We start from the raw sequence: 21,244 nt of genomic DNA, 5'->3' as shown, positions 1-21,244 counted from the left end.
ACCCCTTTCAGCCTTTCTGCTCCTGCGGGGCTCCGGTGGCTTCGTCCGACATGTCGGAGCATGGCTGAGTGGACGCTCCAACCGGGATGTTTACGGCAAGGGCCTGATGAAAACCGCGGATCGGACGGCAAGACCGATGGTTTCACAGCCGCATTTTGTAGAGTCATGGCTGGCTCCAATCGGGAAAACGGATGCTCTGCGGAGACAACTGCGGTCAGGCAGATTTTCTGCACTTCAGCTCCGAGATTTTTCGGTCGACAAAACTTAAGCGTTCGTTGGCGGTGAGATTGGACAGGAGGTCGATAATCGCGGCATCAGATACGGTCCCCTCTTCGCGCAGCTTTTGAACATAGGAAGGATGAATGAAGTTTGAGCCCGCGAACTGATATGCCGCGCTTCTCCCCCAGCCATGTCGTTCGCGAAGCGGATCGAAGTGATGCAGGACGTGCCTCAGAAGCGCCTGCTCGACGGATGCATCGAGGTGATCGAGAACCGGCAGGAGCTGCTCGCTAGCTGTATTTCCGGCTCCACGGCCCATGCCGCCCATGGTGCAGTCTATCCAGGTCGCTCCAGCCATCGCGGCCGCCACTGAATTGATCAGAGCGAATCCTCGGTTGTCATGGCCGTGAAATCCAATGTCATACCCAAGTTGACCGGCAAACTGGCCGATCAATTCCTGAACACGGCTCGGCTTCATGGAGCCAAAGGAATCCGCAATATAAAGCACGTCAAGGCTGTCGATCCGCTCTAGCTCGTTCAGGCAGACCTCAACTGCTGCAGCATCAGCTGCGTCGATCTGCATCAGGTTCAAAAACACACGGAAGCTTCTCTGCGACAGCTCAGCGCAAATGTTCCGGCATGCCGCCACTTTGCTGTAGTGCGCCGCGACTCTTATGGTCGTTATCCGCCCTGGCCGTAATCCCTCTGCCAGGCGCGCCACGGCAATAGGTAAAGGCAGCTCGCTCGCAAGCACATCCTTGGCATCGATCATCACGCATGCTTCAACCAGGAGATCAGCAGCTACCTCTTCGGCCTTAGAGGTCGTCATACTGGCGAAATATCCGCTACTCTCAGGCTTTCCGGCGAGCCCCAGCTCGACCATGCGTACCGGGAGAGCGTTGATGGTAGCGACATAGTCCGAGACCAGTCCTGGTGGAAAATCCCAACTCGTGTAGTACCCACCGTCACGCAGGGTGCAGTCTAGGAAATTTAACACATCCGGTATCGTGCCTAGCATTGTTCCACTTTCTCCTCTCGCCACACTACGTCGAGGCGTCTGCTTGGATCAGCTCGCGGCGTAACCCCCATCCACATAGAGAATCTCGCCGGTGACGAATGATGCAGCTGGGCTCGCGAGGAAGATGTAAGGCCCGAAATATTCGGACAAATTCCCTCGGCGTCGCATCGGAGTGAGTTCCATTGCCCTGCGCTGGTAAGGCGTATCGAGACTAGGATGCACCCCATCCATGAAGTTGTTGATGAACCCAGGTGCGACGGCATTTACCCGAATGCCCTTGTCGGCCCATTCTACCGCCATGGTGCGCGTGAGTTGATTGACGCCTCCTTTGCTTGCAGCGTAGACAGCCAAGCCCGGTATGCCGAGTGAACCGGCCACCGAAGACGTCATAATGATGCTGCCGCCTTGATCGAGCATCGCTTGGGCGGAAAACTTGGCGCAATAGTAGTAGCCACGCAGATTGGTGTCGAGGATTTCGTCCCATTCGGGCTCCTCATAGGAATGCGCCGACTTGATGATGTCTGTGCCTGCGTTGCAGACCATCACGTCGATCCGCCCAAAACGATCGACCGTGCCATTAATCAGTGCCTTGCAATCCTCATGCGATCGCACATCAGCTCCGATAGCCATCACTTCGATTGCTTGGCCCGCAAGTTCGGCCTCGGCTCCGGCCAGCTCATCATTGTTGTGCGAGGAAAGAACCACCTTCGCCCCCAATCGTCCAAAGCAGGTGGCGAGGGACTTACCTAGCCCGCGGCTCGAGCCTGAAATGCAGACGACCTTACCGTCAATTCCGAACAGCTCTCGGTATCCTTCTGTGAGATTGTGAGTTGTATCGGGCATAATCGATCACCTACTCCCACCAATGTTTTTTGAGGCGATGTCCCCATTGTGGAACGTCGGCTCATGCGCGCCAGCTCAGGCGGCAAGATCAACTGTTTCGGCATGATCAAAGGATCGAACTTCAGAGATCACCCTCACGTGCGATTGAACGGCCAGGGTCGATATCGGCACTCTCTGCGTTGGCTGCGTTCATGCGACGGCTCCTGGCCCGACGAATTGTTCAGACGGTTGCACTTAGCCCGCCATCGATGACGATCAGTTGGCCGCTGATATAGGCGGCGCGAGGACTGGCCAAGAATGCAGCAACTGCTGCGAATTCCGATGGATCGCCAAGGCGTTGAGCCGGAGTCCTGTGCTCGAGTGCGCGAATGGCTGCGGCGTGGCTACCACGGCGATTGGCTTCGTGAATCGCAGTGCTGTGTGCTCCAGGGGCGAGCACGTTTACCGTGACGCCCTCTCCCGCCAATTCTTGTACGAGCGTGTGGCAGTAAGGCACCAGCCCCGCTCGTGCGACGCCCGACAGCGCGAAATGTACTGGGGTTCGGACAATAGCCTCGGAAGCGAGCATCAATATTCGTCCCGCGCTCGAGCGGCGCAGATGCGGCAAGGTAGCCGTCACAAGGTTTATCGAAGGCAAAAGCACTCGGTGGAATGCATCTTCGAAATCTTTAGGCGTCATGGCCGAGGGTGGTCCGGCAGAAACGCCGCCGCAGTTCGTCACCAAGATGTCGATAAGTCGAAACCGCTCCGCCGTCTCGGCAGCCCAAGCTGCTGCATCAGCACAGTCAGTCACATCGGTCGCGCGCGCGAGCACTTCGGCGCCGCTCTTGCGCAACCGATCCACCGCTCCTGAGAGCCGCTCGGGATCGCGCCCACAGATAGACAGGCGGCAGCCCTCTTTAGCCAACACCTCAGCGGTGGCGAAACCTAGGCCGCTGGAAGCGGCCGCGACCATTGCCACCTTGCCCTCGAGCTCTAAATCCATTCTCACTCCCCTTGACCTCGCTACCACTACGCACTTGGCAGAGATGCAGAGAAAAGAGCATGTGCCGTGCCAAGCGAAAGATCCTCTTAAAACAACATGATACGCCGCTGACAAAACACCGGCCTTGCTACTATGTCGAATTCACTACATGTTTGTCGCCATCATGCTCCGCGCTTTCGGTTCTGATCGCACAGGGGTAAGCGATTGAATTTTTGCCCCGCCCGCTCGTGGACGGGCCGGGCGACCTTAACGACGTTGATCGCGCTGAACCGACGGTTGGGCCTGAAAGAGATCCGCAGTTCCGCAGGTGCGTTGGCGAACTTTCCACCACGGATGAACGGTGGAGATGGCGGCGGACCGCCGGCAATGGTCTCGGTCCCGGCGCAGAGAGCTGACATGATCGCGGCCGCTGGGTTCGCCCATCCTCGACGAGGCGTTGTTGCGCATCGCCGCCCTCTACAAGATCGGGGACAGCATCCGAGGTTGTGACCCCGATCATCGCTAGGCTGTCCGCCATAACTGTCCGCCCACCGGTGGACGAGTTCTTCACCTGGCTGACAGCTCAGGCCGCGCGCGTCTCGCGCAAGTCCGACCTTGGCGAGGCCATGGCCTATATGGCCGAAACGCCAGGCCGGCTTCCGGCTGTTCCTGGACGACGGCCGCGTCGACATCGACTCCAACCTCGTCGAAAACGCGATCAGAAGTCCAGCCATGAACCGCCGCAACGCTCTTTTTGCCGGCCATGATGAAGGCGGCCGCAATTGGGCCCGTTTCGCCAGCCTGATCGGCACATGCAAGATGAACCGCGTTGAACCAGACGCCTACCTGCGATCTCTTCCTCCGCCTCGCAAATGGCCACCTCTCCAAAGACATCGACGCCCTCATGCCCTGGGTCTATGCGCAACGGATCAGCGCCTCACAATGAGCACGTCCGGGATTCCCCAACGTGCTCATAGTATAAGACCATCTGCAAGCGCTCGACCTGACCGTTGCAACAAGAAAATCCATGGGGCGGAGACGCCGCACACGTATTTACGACTCCCGGAAGGTGATCCTTAATATTCAGAGACCAGAATGATCCCTGTGAAGATTTGATCACGGCAACCCTTTCTGCGACGGCTGGAAACTCGCCAGTGAGGTTCCGTTCGTCGTAACCTGCAGCTCCCTCCACCACAGGTCTACTCTACGCTCTCATCTTCCAATTGGGAATGGAGCAGCCGCCGCATCGTCACTCGGATGTGAGGGGTAACGTCGGAGGGTATGATGCTACCGCTGTTCAGCTGTGGTTATTGCGACGAGTGGTTGTTGCGGCTACATATTCGTTCATACAGGTCGCCGAACGTCGCCGCCTCAATTATCTCATCCAATTGCGGCGACCTCCAGCGGTCGCTTTTAATTAAATGAGCTTGAAGTTCTGCGGCGAGCAGGCTGTCTCCCCCAACATCGAAGAAGTTGTCGTCCAATCCTATTTCTTTGGCGCCGAGAAGAGTCTTGACTTCAGCAAGGAACAGGCTCCTCGGGTCGCCGTGCCCGCACATGTTGTCCTTGCTTGTTCCGACTTCTTCGGGCGGAGGTGTTTTCTCCTCGTCTGGCTGCTCATCGGGCGTGATTGTCCGGACCTGGTCGACCCATTGCCTCACGCGTGGAGGAAAGAGTCGCGTCGCTACAATAACCTGGCCGTCGTCAACGGTTGCCAGTATGCGCTTGATGACGTCGATCCCCTCGTCGGAACTGAGCGCCAAATCCTTCGCCTGACGTGTCCGGTATGCGGCAGTCACCTGCTCATCGTAGGAGCAATCCCAGTCATCCCAGTTGGAATTGATCCACCGGACACCAAGTTTGCCCTGCACCTGGCGCGCAAAGGTGTCCATGAACCTGTTGGCCGCCGCGTGAGCGGCCATCGCGGGTCCACCGAGCATGGACGCAAGGGACGAGAAAAGGAACACGAACTCCGGTGATTGCCCGTGAGTGGACTGTATCCGCTGGATTGCACCATAAAGGTTGCGTGTCCCCACGAGTTTGGAGGCGAACTCACTAGCAGATGTCGTGTCCTTCAGCTCTGAAAGGAATTTCACATCGGGCAGTCCCGCGGCGTGAAAGATCCCGTCGATCCGCCCGAATTCCCGAACCGTTGTGTCGAGCGCGCCCGACAGGCTGTCGAAATCGGATACGTCGGCCTGACGAAGAATCACCCGACCTTTTGCGCCATCAAGCGCGGCCAGTCGGCGTATCCAGCCATCCTCATCGAGATCCACGCGCCCTGAACTCAAATGGTCGGGTACGGCAAGTGGGCTTATCGCGACGACCGTCGCCCCAAGGCTTACGAGATGTTCCGTCAAGGATAAGCCGATCCGCCCGACAGCTCCTGTGATCAGATAGACGCCCTTTGGTCGTAAGATCTCCCGACCGGATACCTGTGAAGCGAGGGCCACCTCGGAAAAATGCGGCACCCACCGGCGGTTTCCGCGGAGCGCGACGATCGCATCGGGACTAGGCACGTCACGCCCGATTTCAACCCCTAGCTGATAGGCTATATTCGGGTCGTCGATATTCAGATCAACAACCCGGCAATCGACCATAGGGTTTTCCTGCGGTAGCACGATGGCAGGACCGAAGACGCACGCTTTTTCGGGATCTACAGGTTCCTCACTGACCTGAACGATCCGATCGCCAACAATCCAGAGGTCGACCGGAGTCTTCAGCGCCAGTGTGGAAAGAACTCGCGCCAAATCGAGTATGGCATCGTAGCTCCGCAAAAGATGAGTCGTGCCCGGATCCTCGCACGCCTCCGCTGTGCCGCTCAGATGCCAGAGGCAGACAATGCGGCCAGCGGGACACTCCGAAGCGACCTCAGCATCGAAGAGCGCCTTCAGGCCTTCCCGGGTGGGATCAATGAAGATTGTGGACCCTTTGATTTTCAGGGGCGAATTTGAGGGTTTGGCTCGTCGGCAAACACGGACAACTTCATGACCCGCTTCCTCCAACTGCCGTATGATGCTGTTTGCCAGCACGTCGCCCGTGCGCTCCGCCTCACCAAAGGGCCGATCGGCGAGCACCAGCCAACGTAGCGCCTTTGCACTTCCGCCACCGGGAGCCGTGCGGGAGAGCATTTTCTCTGTCCACGTTTGCGCATAAATGAACACTTCCCCTCTGTGCCGTTCTCGCTCGTCGGGCTGCCGCGGAAGCCTCGGGCCCGCAGGCTGATCGTCCGGCCAGCAACGGTGACCGTCAAACGAGTACGTCGGAAGGGGCAGGCGCCGGCGAGTACCGAACGGCTCCAATTGATCACTGGCCCGCTTCCAATCCACCGCAACACCCGCGGCCCAGAGTGCCCCGAGGCATTCCAGAAGGACATGCCGGTCAGTGGACTCTTCATCATTCTCGTCGCGCGCGGCTGGGACAATCGATGGGATTCTGGTCTGGCGATCCTCTGGGTTGATCGATCCATGTGCGAAACGCGCCAGATTGCGCGAAGGGCCAAGGTCAATGAGTGCAGTTACACCAGCCGCGACCATGGTCTGGATAGAGCGATCAAATCGGATAGTCCCAGTTGCTTGCCCGCTCCAGTGGCTCTCCGGTAAGGGCACTTTCACCCCATGCAGGGATCCTGAATTCAGAGCAATGGCCACATCCGGCAACCGCTTTTCCACGATGTGAACCTGCGCATCGATGATCTCAGCCGCTGGTTTCATCAAAGGAGAATGACTGGGGACGCCAGCTGTATTAATGACGTGGTTGGGAAACCGTGCTTGTTCGAGCCTCTCCTGAAGCTTTTGGATAAGTTCTCGCTTGCCGGTGAACACGACACCGGTATTTGAGTTCACGACACCAACGCTGATCTCGCCAGCTTCAGATCGATCAGGCCAATCGTCCTCCATAAGCATACGCTCAGCCTCGTCCGGGCCGCATCTGGCCGCAAGCATAGCACCGTTGATACCAACATTCGCCATCGCGCGGCTACGAACTAGCGTCAGCCGAATAGCATCTTCAAGTTTCAATATACCCGCTAGGGTGGCCACGACGTATTCGCTCATGCTGTGTCCGACCAGATAATCGGGACGCACTCCACACAGTTCCAGCAAACGCGCCATGGCGTATTGCACTGAGAAAATCATGACATCGATTTCTTCGACGGAAGCAGTCGCGTACCCGTCGTCTTCCCCAAACATGACCGTCTCCAGGTCACGATCCAGAACCGGGCGACTACCGGCCGCACAAGTCAGGAAAGCATCGCGAAAATCCGGCACGTGATCGAACAGATCCTTGAACATTCGCGTGTGCTGCACTCCGCAGCCCGGCACCATGAACCCAATCGACGGCGAGGAAAGGGTCCGATCAGCCGCACGATCCCCCTCTTCTTCTAACTTCGCGATAGCCATGTCCAAGTTGCGCGCTACAACGACTGTTCGATGATCGAATTGGCATCTCGCCACGCGTAGCGTGTGGGCGACGTCGCCGAGATCGATCTCGCGCTTGCGCCGGAGGAACTTGGCTAGGTTCCGGCAGGCCCGGCTTAGCGCCGAGGGGGTCTTTGCAGATAGGCAAAGGGCGTGAGATCCCCGCGCGACCGATCCGGGCCATGCCCTTGCGTTGTCGCTGTTCCATTCCTGGAGCACGACATGGCAGTTGGTCCCGCCCATACCGAGGCCAGTGACTCCGGCAGTTCGAAGGCGCCCCTGCGGACGAGGCCAAGGTCTGAGCTGCTCATTGACGAAGAAGTGCGTGTCTTCCAGACCCAAATCTTCGTTCAGCCGGTTGATGTTGATGGTCGCTGGGATTACCCCGTGCTGAAGGGTGAGAACTGTCTTGATAAAGCTCGCGACCCCAGCGGCGAAGTTGGCATGGCCGATGTTCGGTTTGATTGAACCGAGCGCACAGGCGTTGCCCCTCTCTTGCCCCGCGAAAGCCTCTGCCAAAGCGCGGACCTCGATCGGGTCGCCGACCTTGGTGCCAGTGCCATGAGTTTCGATGTATTCCACGTCTTCAGCGCTGAGTGCCGCGGAGGCAAGTGCTTGGCGCACAACATCGGCCTGGCCTCGCGCGCTAGGCGCCGAGAAGGACGATTTGGCACGGCCATCGTTGTTGATGGCACATCCTTTTATCACTGCATGGATCGGGTCGTTTGCCGCAAGTGCATCTTCGAGGCGCTTCAATACGACGACCCCTACCCCATCTCCGAGCACCGTGCCGCTGGCATCGGCATCAAAGGTTCGACACACACCGTCCGAAGAATTGATGAAGTTCTTAGCAAACTGATAACCCGCTTGAGGGAAGGTGATACTCGCCCCGCCTGCCAGCGCCATGTCGCAATAGCCAGCCGCGAGCGACTGAGCCGCGACCGCGATCGTCACTAGCCCAGTTGAGCATGAGGTTTGCACCGACATGCTTGGGCCGTTGAGGTTCAGCATGTAGGACACGCGCGAGGCAAGATAGTCCTTATCGTTGCCGAGCTCCGTCAGCAAAGCGAGCGGAGCGTTAGTGGGATCGATGAGGCCGCCCCCGTTCAAATGGTGCAGTAGATAGAGGGGGAAGGATGAACCTGCGAACACCCCCGTCCGACCCTCATGCTGGGTGGGCGCATACCCGGCCGACTCGAGCGCCTTCCAGCAGCATTCGAGGAACAGGCGATGCTGCGGGTCCATCAGCGTTGCCTCACGCCTCGAGAGGTTCCAAAAATCCGGATCGAAAAGGTCCACATCGTTGAGATGGGCACCCACGCGCACATAATCGGACCGCTTCAGGACAACCTCCGGAATGCCCCGGGCCTTGAGTTCCTGCGCGGAGAGCGGGGCGATCGAGCAGACCCCTTGGCAGAGGTTTTCCCAAAGCGTATCGACGGTCTCTGCGCCGGGGAAACGCGCGGTCATACCAATCACCGCAATGTCCATCCCGGGGCCGCGTTGGCCGTCGAACGCCTTAATACGCGCCCTGCCCGCTGAGACTGGCGGTGTTTTGGGGAGCTTCCGGATTTGAGGACATCCCTGCTCGCCGCCGCGCTTGCGCAGAAGAGCCGTGAGTTCTTCGAAAGTCGGATTGAGAAAGACCTCCACTACGCGGAGATCCACCTTCAGACTTTGACGAAGCTGCGTGCAGAGACGGGCAGCCAGAAGGGAGTGTCCGCCGCAGTCGAAAAAGTCGTCGCCCGGATCAGCAGCTTTAGTCTGGAGAAGGTCGCGCCAAGCTGCGCCAAGTGCCGATTCGACCTCGTCGGTACCTGTCACTGGAGTGCACGCCTCTTTAGCGAGGTTGCGGAGGCGCGACCGATCAAGTTTCCCATTGGCCGCGATGGGCAATTCCGCCACAGCGACGAAGTCGGACGGCATCGCGTAGTGCGGCACCTCAGATTTCAAATGCGCCCGCAAAGCAGCCTCCCAGTCTTTGGCCCCATTCCGCAGGACTACATAGGCGATCAGTCGATCAGGCAGGCCAGTGGTCGGATCAAGCTCCGGCACAACGGCGGCGGAGCATACGGCAGAGTACCGAAGCAAAGCAGCTTCCACAGACCCGGGGACGACGCTGTAACCTCGGATCTTCACCATGAAAGCGCAACGCCCGATAATCTCCAATTGGCCACCGGGCAGCATGCGGCCAAGATCGCCAGTGCGGAACATCGTGCCACCAGCGCGGAATGGGTCGGGAAGGAACCTTTCCCGTGTCATCTCCGGACGGTTGAGATATCCATGCCCCACTCCATCGCCGCCGACGAAGATTTCGCCGAGGAAGCCCAGTGGTACGGGATCGCGCTGCTCCCCGAGGACATAGACACTGACATTGTGCAGAGGTGGCCCGACCGGGACGACCTTCCGAATTGTCGCAGGATCGATCTCGCTCAAGTCAATATGCGTGACATCATAGGTCTCTGCTACGCCGTAAAGATTGATAATTTTGACATGCGGCAGAGCATCCTTCACACGCGCAAGCAACGCTGCTGTTACCACCTCGCCTGATAGGTAAATCAGTCGGAGATCCGGAAGCCGGGAGGGGACGAGGAAGCCGCTGCTGAGAAGCACATCCAGCAGCGAAGGGGTTAATACTGTTCTAGAAATTCGGTTCCGCTCGAGGGATTCGACCAGTTGGGGCGGATCGTAGATAACGTCATCCGGTATCAGGTAGGCGGACATCCCGGCGAGGATCGGCCGCATTATCTCCCAGGCCAAGAAGATATTAACTGCTTCCCGCTCATCAGGCGTGTATGGCAGTGCGTGATAGCGCCATTGATAAGAGCATACAGCACTTCGGTGGGAGCAGACGATCCCTTTCGGTTCGCCAGTCGTGCCGGACGAAAATACGATCTGGGCCGGCGCATCGAGATCTACCGCTAGGGGATTGGCCGGACTGCCCTTGCCGAGTTTCGCTTCCCAACCATCGTCGAGCGACAGCGCAAGACCCGACCAGTCAGGCGGAAGGCTAGCTGCGAAACGGTTGTTGGTGACGACGATTTCCACAGATGCCTTCTCAAGCATCCGATTTAGCGCTGCAACGGGCTGAGCTTTGTCAAGAACGACGTAAGCCGCCCCTGTCTTAAGAATGCCGAACAGCGCCACGGCGTATTCAGGTGAGGTATCCATTAGGATACCGACGCGCGAACCTCGGCTCTGACCGTGTCCGAGGAGATGTCTAGATAGAATCTCGCTGAGGTCGTCGAGCTCACGGTAGGTTAAGACCCCAATCTCGGAGACGACGGCAGGGGCCTCCGGATTGAGGGCCGCTTGTTTACGGAATTGTTCATGCAGTGGTAGTTCGGGATAAGGCAGGGTCTCGCCAATTCGAATGGACGCTGGGAGTTGTGCCTTTACTTCCCCAACTTCACGCAGGAGGGTAGACACCACTTCCTCCGTCATGGAATGGGTGTAAAAGTGATCGCTATCAAACATAATCCGGGCGAAGCGCGACGTCGTAAGCCGACGCCATTCGTCTAGGTCATTGGCATTTATCGTTTCGTCTTGCACTCCCCCCATTGCGGTGATTGCAGCGCCGAGAGGCGTTGGTAAGTTCCGGTCGTAGGTCTCCGCAAGTTCAAAGTCGGCCCGCATCGGAGGCAGGATGAAGTTATGGAGGAGTTCCTCATTTGCCAGCGCCTCCTTGGGAACCAAACCAAGGCTCCGGACTACATCGGTTAACTTGTCATCCGCGTATATATACATGGGAGGCTCATCCGCCGGCACATCCGCCGACGGGTGAGCAGACACGACAACATGGAAGGGAGATGGCCGACTGGCCTTCTCCAGGGAGCGGGCGATCTCGTAAGCCACGAGGGCACCTACGCTATGACCGAAGAAAACAAAAGGCCGGTCGCTGTACCCGCGGAGCGCCTCAGTGACCATGGATACCAGTACGTCCATGCTGCGGATGAGGGCCTCAGCTGACCGTTTGCCGCGCCCGGGAAGATCGAGGCAAATAAGATCAACGTCGTCGGGGAGATATTCCGACCAAGTACGGAACGAATGGGCGCCCCCCCCTCCATGAGGGAAACAAATTATCCGATACGACGGATCAAGTGAACTCTTCAAAACACTCAGCAGTGCTTCAGATTCTTTGCGCGATTGTTCCATCTATCATATCACTCCACATCCATTGCATTTTCGATAAACATAGACATTCGTTTTTACTGAACTTTTTCCAATCAACTCTCGATACATTGCTTTCCATCTAGTCATTGATGAGACGGCAATGGCCAACCATACACGATGTAATTCCAACCGGTTACACAGCACGTCGCACAATGATGCTACCTTCTAGAGGTTGTTGCACCTCTTCTCAATATATGTTCCGTCACATAGCTCTGCGAGTTCTTGTGATAACCGAGCCGTTCGAATGGTGACGCGAACCTGTTCGCGCAGTCCGTCGGGTAAGACATACCCGAGCGTGAAAACGCCGCAGCAGACTGTGGTGTCGTACTCGAACTGGGGTAATTGAAACGCGGCCCGTTGAGGTCGACATCGCCTTTGACGTGGAGGTAGACACGAATTTGCCGAGCCTCTCGACCACCTTATCTGAGACTCGAAACCATCGGGTACCTGAGCCCGAGGCGCTTCATCTGCCCAGTGACGAGGCCGGTTCCGTACCCAGCGTCTAGGATTTCCGCGGCTGCACGGTCTTTGGGCAAATACGCCGCCTGCACGGCGCTTGCGAGTTCTGCAAGGACCGGCGGCGCGATACTCCTCACGGCCGACATCCGAATCATAGGACCTCGCCCAGCCGCGATAAAAGGAAGCCAAGCAAGTGGCGGCGCCGTCGAGTGCATGCGAAGCTTTGATGCGCTCTAGCGCGGCTTGATCCGAGGTGCTCATGAGACTTCTTCCGTGTAGCAGATGGGTGTCAAAAGGATTTTATAGGCACACGCGAGGTCCGCGACTGAAAGTGTAACCAGTACTTGGCCGCGATGCGGTTAATCGTGACGGAAAAGACCAAAGTACCCAGGCTCCACGCTATTAGCGCCACCATTGATGACCATGACTCGCATCCGGGTTCGTTGGGCTCCTCGATAATAAGCGGCTGAGGTGGGTGGGGGCGGCAGAAAAGGCTCCGGTAAGCTACCTGGAGATCGCTCATTTGGGTGTTATTCAGCAGAAACATCATTCCAGCTCTCAACTTGATCCGTACGACGGGACCGGCGAGGAATTCTTCGTTTAGGCGAAGCCGGTCTCGCATCAACTGATCCCCAATAAGCAAGCTATACCCGCGAGATCGGATTTGGTCGCCAAGTTAGACCGGGCTTTTCGACACAAAGGATAGCAATGCGATGCGACTTCAGGAAGGGCATGTTTGTAAATCTTAAGTTAATTGCGCGTAACTAAGTTTCCACTGACGGAAAAACTTTTAGCACAATCCTAACGCATTCATTCAAATGTTGATGTCGCCGAACTCAAGCTATTTTGTTGTTTTAAAAGTATTTTAAGCGCTGCCAGCCGCATGTGAGGCACTGCTGTCGGAGCAAAAGCGAACACGTACTGCTTGAATCTCGTTCAAGATCGGCGCTCGTTGATGATCGCTGCGGTCAACGGCTAGGTGCGGCGCGGCAATCACCGTGAGAGCGCGTACGATCCGCCAGTATGACGCCCTGCCGCTGGAAGAGAGTCGCAAGGCCATCGAACGGGTATATGTGCCGTCTTGACGTCTTCGAAGACCGAATTCAGACGATGATTGGGCGGCTGGAAAAGGCATTTTGTCAGGTCGGCCCGATCAACGTACGAGACCTGGACCTATGCGTCGGTCGGGCGGCAATGAGTCCCCTTAAAGTACGTCGCCCTTTTTTAGATGGCCAATGGACTAACAACATCAGGCATAGAGCTGGCGGTAAACGTGCGCCCCAAAAGACGCCAAAGGTCGGAGTCATGGTTTTTTGCGCAGCAAACCTGGCAAGTTGCACACGTTCATTGCCATCGACCGCACTTCAAAGTTCGCCCCTTCCGCGCCGGGCTGGCTAACGGTTAAGGAACGACGTTCGCTCGGGCGCGTAGGAGATTGCACGTCCCTTCGTATTGAACCACGCTAGCCGACAGGACCTATCTCGACACGTCATCGCGGCGCACCGCCAACCAGGTCAACACGTGGCCCGCTTTGATTTCAAAGCTAACGTCGAAGTGTCCGCCCTTGGGCAATTCCTGAGAAAGGGTTCGTGTCAGATGCAGTCGTAGACGCCCGTCGCGAGGCACCGTGTGCAGTTGGGCACAGTCGAATCCGAAAAAGTCCCTAACAGTCGGATAGAGCGCTTTGAATAGCGTTTCCTTCGCTGAAAAAAGCAGCGTGACCAGGCAGTCTGAAGAAACAGCCGACTGTCGAGCTATCAAGGCACGTTCATCCTCGTTGACGGTGGTGCTCAGGAGCGATACCAGAGCATGGCCGCTGGCCAGCGCCTCCACGTCAACGCCGACTTGCCATGTCCCGTCGGCGATTGCAAAACACGCGCAATGCCCTCGTGCATGGGATATCGAACCCGCAGAACTTGGAGGCCACAGAGGGGCCCTGTCTGGACGGATCGGAATCTGGGGAGCGGCTTGACCCAGCATATGCAAAGCGGCGCGAGCGATAGATCGACCGGCGAGAAACTCGGCACGACGTATGGGCAATGCCCGCGACAGGCTGATGGGACGCTCTATCGCCATCAGGTCAAACAGGTTCTCCGTGAAGCTATCGAAATTAAACCTCCCATGCAAAAGAATAGCATCGGGCAGCCTGGGATCATGCAAATCGACATTGACGAAAAATCCGCGGGAACTGGCGATTAGGCGATCAAGTTCACCATCGATAGGGCTGGTCATGCTTCACAGGCGCGGAAGAATGCACTCACCAAGCTCAATCACGCCAAGTGCTTGGACGTCGGTAGCCTGACTGTCGGCGTCAGTGCGGATCGAAGGGCGACAGCATACGATATTGATGTGTTTTTGCACTCTTAGCAGATCGATCTGCGTCAGTTACATTGATGAAACCAGCGGGCGTCCGTCATTCATAACCCGAGGATGGATCTCGGCTGGTACGGACGGGGAATGCTCTGATACTTCCTATCTTTCGGTGTTGCTATTTCGGCTCGTTGGATTGCGCCGCCAAATCCCTGAAGATTGGAAATCGCTAAAGGTTCCAGCCTAAAGCCTCATCGTGTCGTGGCGGCCTGCATTCGCAACGAACCTGAGGGCTGCATTGCCTGAGCGAATTGCCATGCTCACCAACATTCTCTGTCAACGGTGAAATCGCTTCCACCTTCCTTGATGCTGTTTACCACTCCAGCGCGATGATGGATGTGTATTTTTTGTAAAATTCGGCTTCGGCCGACGCGTTTTCGTTCACGCAGCGAAATTCACTGGGACCAAGCCGGGCGAGAGCCCAGTTCCGGAGCGCGGGAAGGATCCATAGGCGGACACCAACGAAGTCACCGCGGGCCGAAGTTTTGCCCGGTTAGCGGACGCCAATCTATATGTTCCAACCCGTATAGGCGGCGACCCTTCGTCGATGAGCCCTCCGGTACCTTCTGCCGGGTGCGGGAGTCGAGGCTTAAGGCAGTAAGATCCGACTTGTTGGGCCGAACCAGATCCATGTGGCTGACCCCAAGTGCCAATGCCAACTGGACAGTTCGAAATACCTCGCCTTTGGAGCCGGATTTTGATTCACTCGGCGCGTTGATTTGGGCGGAGGCAGTGGATGCGGAGACAGGCTGGTTTCTGGGACATTGACGAGCCTGATCCTTGACCGCCTCGACTGGCAGCCGGGAGATGCCATGGCGCTGGAGGCAGCGGTGCAATGCGCTACGGCTGAGGTTGGGGATGGTATCCCTCAGGCAACCGAGCACGTCGTCCAGCGGCAGCAGCGTCTTCTGGCGGAAGGCCACGACAATGGCCGCCGTAGCGAACTTACCGGCCATGGCTAGCGTCGAAGGTCCCATCCCGTGTGGCTGGTGACGGGCTGGATGAGGTTGTACGATCTCTGGATCGGGGCCAGCGTAGCGTTCTCCGCGAGGATACGTGCGACGAGGATGGTCTTGCCGGGTTATGACTCGGGGTGTCGGGTTAAGTGGGTAGCGGTTTGGCGGGCGGCGTGATTCCGTCGGGCCATGACGGAGCCAGCAGATACCTGAGCCCTGCGGACCTGCTCGACATCTGGTCATCGCTCTGGCGCGCACCGCGGCCTTCGCGACGCGATACTTCCGGATTACGGCCGGCCGCGTGATCGAGATCGGAACCCAGGTCATGATTTGACCGTAGGGCAAGCCGCATGCACCTGAACAACGCGTAGCGCCATGAACTGCGTAACAGTTTCGTTTCGGAGACAGCTCTTTCGGGCTGTGAATCTGGCGGCGCTGGAACGGCTTAAGTCGACGTGGCAGCCGCGCTGGCGCCGCTCACCACGAGTGCTCCGGCGTCACTAATACCAAGAGTCATGGGGTTTGACCGACATGGGCCCATTGGCGCATGCCGATTGATGTGATGGTCTCGGAAGCTGCGAGGAGTTTCTGCCAGGCGTCGCAGGCCGCATCGATGATATCGTCATAGCTGTCGAAGACACGGTTGGAGAGCCAGTTCTGGCGCATATACTGCCAGACGTTCTCGACCGGGTTCAGTTCCGGCGCGCGCGACGGCAGGAAGATTGGGGTGAGTGTCCGGTATGCTGAGGTTTGCGGTGGTGTGCCATCCGGCGCGATCCATGACGAGTACGGCATGGGCGCCCTTTTCGACATGGCGGCTGATCTCGTTGATATGGATTTGCATGGCCTCGGTATCGGCAAACGGCAGTGCGAGAGCCGCCCCGGTACCACGTGCTGGGCAGATGGCGCCGAACAGGTAGGCGCTCTTGTAGCTCTGGTCGGCCGGCTGTCGCGGCCGCGTGCCGCGTCTGGCCACTGCCGTACAATGCCGTTCTTCTTGCCGATGCGGGCTTCATCCTTACATGAGGGTTCGACTGTCAACGCGATTATTGCATTTGCTTCTCCGCTTTTCGGATGGTCGGGCCACAACAATGGCGCGCACCAGAATGCCTCTTGCACGAGGCGTAGCCCCGGCGAGACGCGACCCACCTGAAACGCGGCAGCTATGAACTGCCAAAGAAGAAGACGGTCGCACTCCCCCTATCGCAGCCGACCAAAGTATGGTCAGCGGCAATTCCTGTTTGTCTATGCTGCGGTTGCGGCCTTCGCACGGATATCGGCGCCTGCCGGCAGCACCCGGTTTTCGGCGTAGCGCCAGAGTGCTATCAGCAACTTTCGCGCCATCGCCACGATCGCGATCCGCCGTGTACGCCCGGTCAGCTTACCGACGCGATCACGAAACCCACTTGGCCAGATCGCTGCCGGGCTGGTAGCGAAGCCAGAGCCATGCAAGCTGGATCATCGTCGTTCTGGGTTCCCGGCCCGACTGATCCGCCGATCCCTGTCTGTGCCGCCGCTTTGGGAGGGCATCGGCGCGATACCGACGTAACTGGCGAGTTGCCGCCGGTTGTCGAACGAACGGTAAAATACTTGGCGCGTGAGCACGGCGGCGAAGTTCGCGCCGACGCCGCGGATAAGGCACAGGCTTGCAATCTTTCCGCAGGCGTGGTCTTTCGGATCGGCGTTGGCCGCCTCGTCTCGTTCAGCTTCGACCTCCCGGATCAACTCCAAGGTCATGACGAGCCGGGGACGCAGACGGTCCAGCTCGGCCCGAAGATGGTGCGGCAAATCACGGCCATCACCGGTCCGGACAGCTGCAAGATCACGATCCCATGAGCGTAGGGAAGGTCTCTTGTGTATACCCTGCGTGAACAGCAGTGCCTGGATGCGATCTCGATGCGCAGCCTCTCCTGCACCAGGTGCTCGCGCTCACGGTGAATGCGCTTGGCGTCCTCCTCATCTGGCGTGGGCACCCGCACCATGCTGCAGGCCTGACGGTCCCCTTGAAGGTAGGCGGCAAGCACGCGCAGCATGCCTTCCGCATCGAGCCGTTCGGTCTTGGCCCGACGGGTACGCCGATTGATGAGAATGCTGGTCGGCTCGATCACGTGATTGGCGATGCCGTGCGTGGTCAGGAACCGATGGAGACAGAAGCCGTCACGCCCCGCCTCGAAGCAGCAATAAAGTGCTGGCGCTGCGCCTGACCGCCGGCGAAGCGGGCACGCAGCAATGAAAGATGCGCCAAAAGTGCGGTTGTGTCGCCGGCGTCGATCTTGTGTAGGCGGGGCTTTTTAACTCCCGGCAAGCGGGCGGCAACGAGCCACGTTGATCGGCTGAGTTCAATCGCGATAGTGATGACGTTCTCTAGGTCGATGGTGTTCGAGGACATGATGGCTTCCTTTGCATGAGGTCGGACATCCGCCACTCTCGACGATCTCCGCCCTCATAGCATCTGGAACCAAAGCTCCACCTTCGTACGCGGCGGTAGGTCGCAAAGATGCGCCTTCAGCGTGCGTGGCCAGTTTTATGGAATGGCCCGCCCTCCTTTGAGGCATCGGCTAAAGATGCCTGTGTTTGGAAAGCGGAGAAGGACGAGCCATGACGATCATGATGCTGGGAATTGACCTTGGCAAGACGGATTCAAGCGGTCGTCGCAACACCTGAACGAAGGAGGTTGCGATGGGCATTGGAAAGCGACGATCACACCGTTCTGGACGGGCGCCGTTGCCGTCACCGGGACGTCCGCCAGTGGCGGGGCGATCTGAACTCCAGCGATTCTGGTTGGGGATAGCGCAGGGGCTGACCAGCGAAGATGCTGCGCTGGCGGCTGGTATGTCGCAGCCTGTTGGAACCAGATTGTTCCGACAAGCGGGCGGCATGGCACCAGCGATGTTCAGATCTTCGACCAAGCCGCCGTCCGGGCGGTACCTCTCGTTTGCGGAACGTGAGGAGATCGCACTTCTTCGCGTTCAGGGCTTTTCGAGACGCGAGATCGGACGCCGACTCGGCCGATCCGCCTCGACCATCTCCCGCGAGCTACGACGCAATGCGGCGACGCGCAGCGGCGGCCTAGAGTATCGTGCATCGACAGCCCAATGGCATGCCGAGCGATCGGCCCGTCGACCCAAATCGACCAAGCTTGCGCTCAACACAACCTTGCGCACTTATGTGGAGCAGCGACTGGCCGGCGTCGTCATGACCCCGAGTGGCGCCGCCGTTCCTGGTCCGGCCGTTCGGTGGAAGGGCCGGCGGCACGATCCGCGAAAGGATCGGCGATGGGCCAGGGCCTGGAGCCCGGAACAGATCGCCCGACGCTTGCCGATCGACTTCCCGGACGACAAGACGATGCGCATCAGCCACGAAGCCATCTATCAAGCTCTCTTCGTTCAGGGTCGGGGAGCGCTACGCCGCGAACTGTCGGCCTGCTTGCGAACGGGGCGCGTGCTGCGGGTCCCCAGGGCCCGCGTACGCAGTCGAGGTAAGAGCTTTGTCTTGCCGGAGATCATGATCAGTCAACGCCCCGCCGAAGCGGCCGATCTCGCGGTGCCGGGTCACTGGGAAGGAGACCTCATCCTTGGTCTTGGCAGCTCGGCGATCGGCACGCTGGTTGAGCGTACGACACGCTTCACGATGTTGCTGCATCTTCCCCGGCTTGCGGGGCATGGCGAAGCTCCGCGCATGAAGAATGGCCCTGCTCTCGCGGGACACGGGGCCGAAGCCGTGCGCGACGCGATTACGCGCACCATCATCACCTTGCCCGAAGAACTGCGCCGTTCGCTGACCTGGGATCAGGGAGCCGAAATGGCTCAGCACGATCGTCTCAAGATCGACGCGGGTGTCCAAGTCTAATTCTGCGATCCGCAAAGCCCCTGGCAGCGCGGCACCAACGAGAACACCAATGGGCTGCTGCGTCAGTACTTCCCGAAGGGCACCGACCTGAGCGTCCACAGCGCCGACGAGATCGCCGCCGTGGCCACGGCCCTTAATGCCCGACCGAGAAAAACCCTTGGCTGGAAAACGCCGGCAGAGGCGCTTGACGAGTCGCTGTCGTGAGTGAACACAATCTCGTCGCGCGTCTGCGTCGTCATGGTCGGCCCGAAGAGACGCCGATCGCCATCGAACGCCCCAGCGGACTGCTCGTCGACATACTGATCGAGGCGGGCTTCGTCGTCACGCCGGTCCATCCCAACGTCGTCAAGGCGTGCCGACCGCGCTACCGCGCCGGCGCCGCCAAGAGCGATCCTGGTGATGCCTACATCCTTGCCGACATCCTGCGTACCGACGGCCACAGGTTGACCCCACTCAAGCCACAGTCCGACGCCATCAAGGCGCTGCGCGCGCTGGTCCGCGGTCGTGATGATCTCGTCGCCACAAGGCTCGTGCTCGCCAATCAGCTGCGCGCCATGCTCGAGAACTTCTGGCCTGGCGCCGCCAACCTGTTCGCCGACATCGCAAGCCCGATCGCGCTGGCTTTCATCCAGCGCTACCCGACGCCCGAAAGCGTTGCACGCCTGGGAGAAAAGCGCATGGCCGCCTTCCTCGCCCAGAACCAGTATTGCGGCCGGCGTAGCGTCGCCGAGGTGCTCGGCCGGTTGCGCGCTGCTCCCACCACAATCGCCGCTGAAGCCGAAGCCGATGCCAAGGGCGAACTCGCCCGCGCCACGCTTCTGCTCTCGAAAGCCTCCTCGCCCAGATCGCCAAGCTGTCCAGCCGCATCGACCATGCCGTCGCCGAGCTGCCCGAGGGAAAGATCGTCATGTCTTTTCCGCGCGCCGGAAAGATCTGCGCCGCACAAATCACCGCCGAGCTGGGCGACGTGCGCGCCCGCTTCCAGAGCGAGGATCACCTCGCCGCCGAGGCTGGCGTCGCACCCGTCACCTACCAGAGCGGAAAATCCCGCGCCGTCGCCTGGCGATGGGCCTGCAACAAACGCCTGCGCGCCGCCGTCACCTGCTTCGCCGACAACTCCAGGCATGCCAGCCCTTGGGCCGCAAAGGTCTATCAGGACGCCAGAAAGCGGGGATGCAGACACCCTCATGCCGTGCGCATCCTCGCCAGAGCATGGCTCAGAATCCTCTGGCGCGCTTGGCAGGACGGCAGTCTTACGATCCCTGCAAACACCCCGCAGCAAAGGCGTTGCTCTCCAAAGGTTGACACAGGAAGTCTCATGCGACAGCCGGGACGCTGGTCCCGGCGCCGATTGGTCGACAAGACCATCGGTGCCAGCCGTGTTGAACCGATGCACCCAGTCGCGTAGCGTCTGGCGATCCATCCCGCCGATCCGGGCCGCATCGGCCCGGCTCATGCCGTCCAGAACCGCCGCGATCGACAACAGCCGGCTGCTCTGGCGCGCATCCTTTGAGTTCCGGGCAAGACGGCGAAGCTCCCCCGCCGAAAAGTCCGTCCGTAACTTCACCGCTGATCCCATCGCCGAATCTCCTTCGGCAATAGGGAATCACGGCGCGCAAATCGGTCAAAATCACAAAAGAGTCAGCAGCCAAGACCGTTGGTATGAGTGCGCCTCCGGCTCTATCAGCTATCAGCCACTCGGGGTGCGCACGAAGATTGGGAGCTAGCGCGTCGCGCACCCACACGACAGCAGGCCCTCACGCTTTTTTCTCATGTCTGGAATGCCCGGCATCACCGGCTTGGTGGGCTCGACGAACAGGTCGAGCGGCAGTCACTTCATTTGCACCTTCTAGCAGGCTTCTCTGATTGGGGTCGTTGAGGTCAAGCTCCTGCTGATAATTTTCCGGACCATGTCGCCCCGCGGGTCACTCGCTTCTCTTCGCGGTCGACGTTAGGCCGCCGCATGATGGGGTCA

Annotated in this window: 7 protein-coding genes and 7 pseudogenes; 4 read left to right on the top strand and 10 right to left on the bottom strand. The window is 58.9% G+C overall.

Annotated elements, in window-relative coordinates:
- Window positions 1–214 precede the first annotated feature (214 nt).
- From PU724_RS32020 to PU724_RS32010, 3 genes are all read right to left on the bottom strand, one after another.
- Complete coding sequence (locus tag PU724_RS32020; RefSeq protein WP_354425551.1) at window positions 215–1,237, bottom strand: beta/alpha barrel domain-containing protein; 1,023 nt, start codon at window positions 1,235–1,237, stop codon at window positions 215–217.
- 48 nt (window positions 1,238–1,285) lie between these two features.
- Complete coding sequence (locus PU724_RS32015) at window positions 1,286–2,080, bottom strand: SDR family NAD(P)-dependent oxidoreductase (protein ID WP_354425553.1); 795 nt, start codon at window positions 2,078–2,080, stop codon at window positions 1,286–1,288.
- Between the two features lie 220 nt (window positions 2,081–2,300).
- The gene (locus PU724_RS32010) at window positions 2,301–3,065 is read right to left on the bottom strand and encodes an SDR family oxidoreductase (RefSeq protein ID WP_354425555.1); all 765 of its coding nucleotides are present in this window, start codon (window positions 3,063–3,065) and stop codon (window positions 2,301–2,303) included.
- A 412-nt stretch (window positions 3,066–3,477) separates the two neighbouring features.
- On the opposite strand from PU724_RS32010, the pseudogene PU724_RS32005 reads away from it, so the two are divergent.
- Window positions 3,478–3,990: pseudogene (locus PU724_RS32005) on the top strand (IS66 family transposase); the annotation flags it as partial.
- A 361-nt stretch (window positions 3,991–4,351) separates the two neighbouring features.
- On the opposite strand, the gene PU724_RS32000 reads toward PU724_RS32005, so the two are convergent.
- From PU724_RS32000 to PU724_RS31975, 6 genes and pseudogenes are all read right to left on the bottom strand, one after another.
- Window positions 4,352–11,617, bottom strand: a complete 7,266-nt coding sequence (locus tag PU724_RS32000) for an SDR family NAD(P)-dependent oxidoreductase (RefSeq protein ID WP_354425557.1) — start codon at window positions 11,615–11,617, stop codon at window positions 4,352–4,354.
- A gap of 1,953 nt (window positions 11,618–13,570) precedes the next feature.
- On the bottom strand, window positions 13,571–14,326 hold the full coding sequence (locus PU724_RS31995; protein WP_354425559.1) for a 4'-phosphopantetheinyl transferase family protein: 756 nt from the start codon (window positions 14,324–14,326) through the stop codon (window positions 13,571–13,573).
- Window positions 14,327–15,258: 932 nt separating this feature from the next.
- Window positions 15,259–15,396: pseudogene (locus PU724_RS31990) on the bottom strand (IS481 family transposase); the annotation flags it as partial.
- 537 nt (window positions 15,397–15,933) lie between these two features.
- Window positions 15,934–16,440: pseudogene (locus PU724_RS31985) on the bottom strand (IS630 family transposase); the annotation flags it as partial.
- Window positions 16,441–16,665: 225 nt separating this feature from the next.
- Window positions 16,666–17,603, bottom strand: a pseudogene (locus PU724_RS31980) (IS110 family RNA-guided transposase); the annotation flags it as partial.
- Complete coding sequence (locus PU724_RS31975) at window positions 17,552–17,809, bottom strand: hypothetical protein (protein WP_426213765.1); 258 nt, start codon at window positions 17,807–17,809, stop codon at window positions 17,552–17,554. The gene PU724_RS31975 and the pseudogene PU724_RS31980, both read right to left, overlap by 52 nt.
- 290 nt (window positions 17,810–18,099) lie before the next feature.
- Between PU724_RS31975 and PU724_RS31970 the strand changes: the two are divergent.
- From PU724_RS31970 to PU724_RS31960, 3 genes and pseudogenes are all read left to right on the top strand, one after another.
- Window positions 18,100–19,473, top strand: a pseudogene (locus tag PU724_RS31970) (IS30 family transposase).
- Window positions 19,470–19,784: pseudogene (locus PU724_RS31965) on the top strand (IS110 family transposase); the annotation flags it as partial. The pseudogenes PU724_RS31970 and PU724_RS31965, both read left to right, overlap by 4 nt.
- A gap of 392 nt (window positions 19,785–20,176) precedes the next feature.
- Window positions 20,177–20,677, top strand: a complete 501-nt coding sequence (locus PU724_RS31960; RefSeq protein WP_354425562.1) for a transposase — start codon at window positions 20,177–20,179, stop codon at window positions 20,675–20,677.
- On the opposite strand, the pseudogene PU724_RS31955 reads toward PU724_RS31960, so the two are convergent.
- Window positions 20,591–20,848 (bottom strand): annotated as a pseudogene (locus PU724_RS31955) (helix-turn-helix domain-containing protein); the annotation flags it as partial. The gene PU724_RS31960 and the pseudogene PU724_RS31955 sit on opposite strands and share 87 nt — an antisense overlap.
- Window positions 20,849–21,244: the final 396 nt, after the last annotated feature.

Source organism: Mesorhizobium abyssinicae, from assembly GCF_049887195.1.
Lineage (GTDB): Bacteria > Pseudomonadota > Alphaproteobacteria > Rhizobiales > Rhizobiaceae > Mesorhizobium > Mesorhizobium abyssinicae.
Note: the sequence above shows the minus strand (reverse complement) of the source record. Positions and strands in the feature narration are given on the sequence as shown.